The organism is Bradyrhizobium sp. SHOUNA76, from assembly GCF_023006445.1.
GTDB lineage: Bacteria > Pseudomonadota > Alphaproteobacteria > Rhizobiales > Xanthobacteraceae > Bradyrhizobium.
Window position 1 is genome coordinate 1 of sequence record NZ_JALBHA010000510.1, and the last position, 4,432, is coordinate 4,432.

The 4,432-nt window shown below is 64.3% G+C and carries 4 protein-coding genes and 2 pseudogenes; 4 read left to right on the forward strand and 2 right to left on the reverse strand.

Annotated elements, in window-relative coordinates:
* Both MOV74_RS32090 and MOV74_RS32095 read left to right on the forward strand, forming a co-directional pair.
* Positions 1-227, forward strand: a pseudogene (locus MOV74_RS32090) (DUF308 domain-containing protein); the annotation flags it as partial.
* Between the two features lie 146 nt (positions 228-373).
* A complete protein-coding gene (locus MOV74_RS32095) occupies positions 374-793 on the forward strand; it encodes a MucR family transcriptional regulator (RefSeq protein ID WP_246931015.1) in 420 nt (139 codons plus the stop codon).
* A gap of 149 nt (positions 794-942) precedes the next feature.
* On the opposite strand, the gene MOV74_RS32100 is transcribed toward MOV74_RS32095, so the two are convergent.
* Positions 943-1,371 (reverse strand): SufE family protein, encoded by a 429-nt coding sequence (locus MOV74_RS32100; RefSeq protein WP_246931016.1) that lies wholly within the window; start codon positions 1,369-1,371, stop codon positions 943-945.
* A gap of 68 nt (positions 1,372-1,439) precedes the next feature.
* A complete protein-coding gene (locus MOV74_RS32105; RefSeq protein ID WP_246931017.1) occupies positions 1,440-1,883 on the reverse strand; it encodes a DUF5330 domain-containing protein in 444 nt (147 codons plus the stop codon).
* Positions 1,884-2,268: 385 nt separating this feature from the next.
* Here MOV74_RS32105 and MOV74_RS32110 point away from each other — a divergent pair, with 385 nt between their 5' ends.
* Both MOV74_RS32110 and MOV74_RS32115 read left to right on the forward strand, forming a co-directional pair.
* The gene (locus MOV74_RS32110; RefSeq protein WP_246931018.1) at positions 2,269-4,143 is read left to right on the forward strand and encodes an ATP-binding protein; all 1,875 of its coding nucleotides are present in this window, start codon (positions 2,269-2,271) and stop codon (positions 4,141-4,143) included.
* Positions 4,136-4,432 (forward strand): annotated as a pseudogene (locus tag MOV74_RS32115) (peptidoglycan-binding protein); the annotation flags it as partial. The gene MOV74_RS32110 and the pseudogene MOV74_RS32115, both read left to right, overlap by 8 nt.

Here is a 4,432-nt window from a genome sequence, read left to right on the forward strand (position 1 = left end):
CGGCGCGCTCGCCATCGACCTTCGCAGAGGCCGCTCCGCCGCCTGCACCCGAGCCGACGCCGGCAATTGTCGAGCAGCCGCCCGTGACCGTGCTCAAATCCGGAATCGTCGATGGTATGGCCTATTCGCTCTATTCCGACGGCTCGATCGAAGCGCAGATGCCGGAGGGCATGATGCGCTTTGCCTCGATCGACGAGCTGCGCGCCCATCTCGACCAGCGGAGCTGAGGCAGCTGCGCCCAAGGAAAGCACCACTCCTCACTTGCATCAGCTCATCCTCGTCAGTTGTCGTATTTCGGCCGAACGTATTGTTGACACGGAATAGTTCGGCGTCGTCTATCCCGTGAGGCGCAAGGTGGAGAGAGGGCGGGCCCATGTCGGATGCCGGGGCTAAGAATTTCATCGAGCTGACGGCGAGCATCGTGTCGGCCTATCTCAGCAACAATCCGACGCCGGCTGCGGATATTCCGAACCTGATCAGCCAGGTGCACGGCGCCCTGGTGCGGGTGTCGTCGGGCCGCACCGAGGCTGCGCCGCTCGAGCCGGCGAAGCCGGCGGTCTCGCTGAAGAAGTCGATCGCGCCCGATTATCTGGTCTGTCTCGAAGACGGCAAGCGGTTCAAGTCGCTGAAGCGCCATCTACGCACGCAGTACAACATGACGCCGGAGCAATACCGCGAGAAATGGGGCCTGCCGGCCGACTATCCCATGGTCGCGCCGAACTACGCGGTGGCGCGCTCCCAACTGGCGAAGCAGATGGGCCTCGGGCAGCAGCAGCGGAAGAAGGGGAAGTAGAGCGGGTAGTGCGAAAGGCCGCCGATCGGGAGGCCTCGTAGGGTGGGCAAAGGCGCGAAGCGCCGTGCCCACGAGTCTTTTTCGACCACACTCAGAAGGTGGGCAAGCTTCGCTTTGCCCACCCTACGGGAGCTCCCTACGAAGCTTCTTTACGACGCTTCCGCCAGCGCCTCTTTCGCATCGGTCTTGATGCGGTCGACCATCGAGCGCAGGCCGTTGGAGCGCTGCGGCGTCAGATGATCGCGAAAGCCGAACTCGTTGAACACGGCGATCGCATCGGTATCGAGGATCTCCTGCGGCGTGCGGCCCGAATAGAGCGACAGCACGATCGCGACCAGCCCCCGCACGATATGCGCGTCGCTGTCGCCGCGATACTTCAGGATCGGTGCGCCATTGCCGCGATCGACCAGCTTCTGAAGCCAGACCTGGCTGACGCAGCCATTGACCTTGTTCTCGGCGGAATGTTCCGCCTCCGGCATCGGTTCCAGGGTGCGGCCAAGCTCGATGACGTACCGGTAGCGGTCGTCCCACTCGTCCAGAAGCTCGAAATTATCCCTGATTTCGTCGATCGTGGTCATGCTGGCCCGTGTTCCCGCTTCCCGCCAATATAGGGATGCGAGGGGCCGAAATCGATAGGGTTTGGGCGCTAATTCGCCGGCTGCGGGCCGCGCCATTCCAGTGCCAGGTCGTCCTGGCTCAGCGTGTCGTGCGGCGCTTCGCTCGAGACGAGATCGCCTTCGCCGGCCATCGCGATCGAGCCGGTATGGTCGGGGGCCTTCTTCTCGTTCTTCTCGCTCTTGTCGTTCTTGTCGTTGGAGATCTGCTCTTTTTTGTCGTTGATGATCTGGTAGATCTTGCGCGCGCCGTCCTGGGCGCGCTGGCCGATGATGGTCGCGGCCTGTCCACCGACCTCGCAGGCCGCCGGCTGGCGCTTGCAGAATTGAGTCATGTCCGAGACGGCCGCGGTCGCAGCCTGCACCGCGTCGGCGGCGCCGATCTGCGGCAGCTTCTCCGATTCGGGTGTCTTGTCCCTGGGCAGGAGCACCAGCACCAGCCCGAGCCAGAATGTGATGCGAAGCAGAAAGCGCATCTTGCGACCTGTACGTTCGATCCCGCCCGCGGCGATCTCCGCGGACGTCGGACCTAGCAACTCTCGATAAATCGCAAGTGATTGCCTTGAGCTTAATTCGCGGAAAATTTACGCAAAATTCTTTGGGATCGACGTTGTCGTAAATTTTCGATTGACGCCGGCGCCCGTGATTCTGCCGGCATGCGCATCTACCAATTCGAAACCATGAGCGGGAACGGTGAAACCCTGTGTTCACCATCCTCACTGAAGACGTCGGCAAATCGTCTAAAAAGCCCCGCGATGTCCCGGCGTCCGGCCGCGCGCAGCGCCGCCTTAGCACTCGTTTAAGGTCGCTCTGACACGGTGGCTCAACGACAAGGAGGCGTTCCGGCGCGTCTTCCGACGAATGAGCCGAAGCGCGAGACCCGTGACAGTTTTGAGTATCATCCGCGATTGTCTCGATGCACTGCTGCATCCCTCCGCGCGTTACGATGCGCTGATGCGAGCGCGCCATCGTGCCTTCATGGCGCCGCGGCTGCTCGGCAGCCTGGCGGCTTTTGCCGCATTCCCGGTCTATCTCGCCATGCGCGGCGCGCCGAGCGCAATCGAGGTCGCCGCTTTCGCATGGCTGATCGCGCCGATCCTGCTGTCCTGGTTCCTGTCGCGCACCGGCCGCTATGAAGGCGCGCATGTGCTGTCGTCGCTGGCGCTCGCCGGCCTGATCATGGCCGTCGCGGGTACCACGGGCGGCATCGAATCATTCGCCGCGGTCTGGCTGGTCGTGGTTCCCCTCGAAGCGGCGCTGTCGGCCTCGCGCCGCGTCACCGCCTTCGCCTCATTGCTCGCGCTGTCCTGTGCGGGAATCCTGATCCTCATCGGCCAGCTCGGCTGGCTGCCGTCAGCAGACACCAGCGCCGCAGAACGCGGCGTGCTGATGGCGTTCGGCGTCGCCTCGGCGACGCTCTATGCCGCGGGTCTCTCCTTCGGCGCGGAATCGCTCGCGCGCACCAGCGTCGCGCTGCTGTCGCGCGAAGAGGAGCGTTATCGCCTGCTCGCGCGCAACATGAGCGACGTCGTCTCGCGGCATCAGCGCAACGGCGCGGTGCAGTTCATCTCGCCGGCGGCGGAGGCCATGCTCGGCATGCCGGTGGCGCAACTGCTCGGTCATGGCCTGTTCGACCGCGTCCATGTCGCGGATCGCCCGGCCTATCTCACGGCGCTGTCCGATGCCGCGCGTGGCGAGGTGCGCAGCGTCGAGTTCCGGCTGCGGCGTGAGTTGGATGGTTCGGAGCGCGGTCAGATCGATTTTCTCTGGGTCGAGATGCGCTGCCGCCCCCTCGACCAGGATATGGGCAAAAATCCTCATAGCGAGGTCACACGCGAGGCCGAGGTCGTCGCCGTGATGCGCGACGTCACCGGTCACAAGCTTTCCGAGCAGGCGCTGGATCAGGCGCGCAGTGCCGCTGAAGCGGCCGATGCCGCCAAGACGCGCTTCCTCGCCACCATGAGCCACGAGCTGCGGACGCCGCTCAACGCCATCATCGGCTTCTCCGAGATGATCGCGCAGGAGCAGACCTTGATGCTGGGTGCGGCCCAGCGCAAGGAATATGCCCAGCTCATCAACGATTCCGGCCAGCATCTGCTGTCGGTCGTCAACGGCATCCTGGACATGTCGAAGATGGAATCGGGCAATTTCGAGATCGCGTCCGAGCCGTTCGCGCCGCGCGCCTCGCTCATGCATTGCTGCAATCTGCTGGCGCTGAAGGCGCGGGAGAACGGCATCGACCTCATCACCGACGCGCCGCAGGACCTGCCCGTCATGACCGGCGATCCGCGCTCCTTCAAGCAGATCGTGCTCAATCTCGTCGCCAACGCCATCAAGTTCACCGAGCGCGGTGGCCAGGTTTCCGTTTCCGCTGCGGTGACCGGATCGCAGCTGACGCTGCGCGTCAGCGACACCGGCGTCGGCATCGCGCCTGATGATCTCAAGCGCATCGGCGCGCCGTTCTTCCAGGCGGGCAAGACCTACCAGCGCCGTCACGAAGGCACCGGCCTCGGATTGTCGATCGTCAAGAGCCTCGTGGCGTTGCATCTCGGCGAATTGACGGTACAAAGCAAGCTCGGGGAGGGCACCGCCGTCACCGTCAAGCTGCCGCTCGTCTACACGCCGCCGCAAATCAAGCCGGCCGAGAGCAACATCGCGACGCTAACGCCGGTGCTGCGCCAAGAGTCGCATGACCAAACTCAGGACCAACCCGCTCTGGTGAAGAAAAGTGCCTAAGAAGTCTGCCAAGGACGAAGCCGCTCCCCGCCGCCGTGGCGCCAAAGCCGCGGTGGTCGATGTCGATACCGAGCGCAATCTCGTCATGCGCGTGCTGCTGCACAGCCCCAAGGACACGCTGGCTGGCCTCGTTGCCGTCGCTGCGATCGGTGCGATCGTTGCCAATGCGCTGTTCCTCCAGACCGGCCGGCATCCCGCGCCGATGTTTGGCACGGTGATCAATCTTCCCGCGCCGTCCCCCGTGCCGCTGTCGAATCCCTTGCCGCGTCCGCGCCCCGTCGGCGCCGAC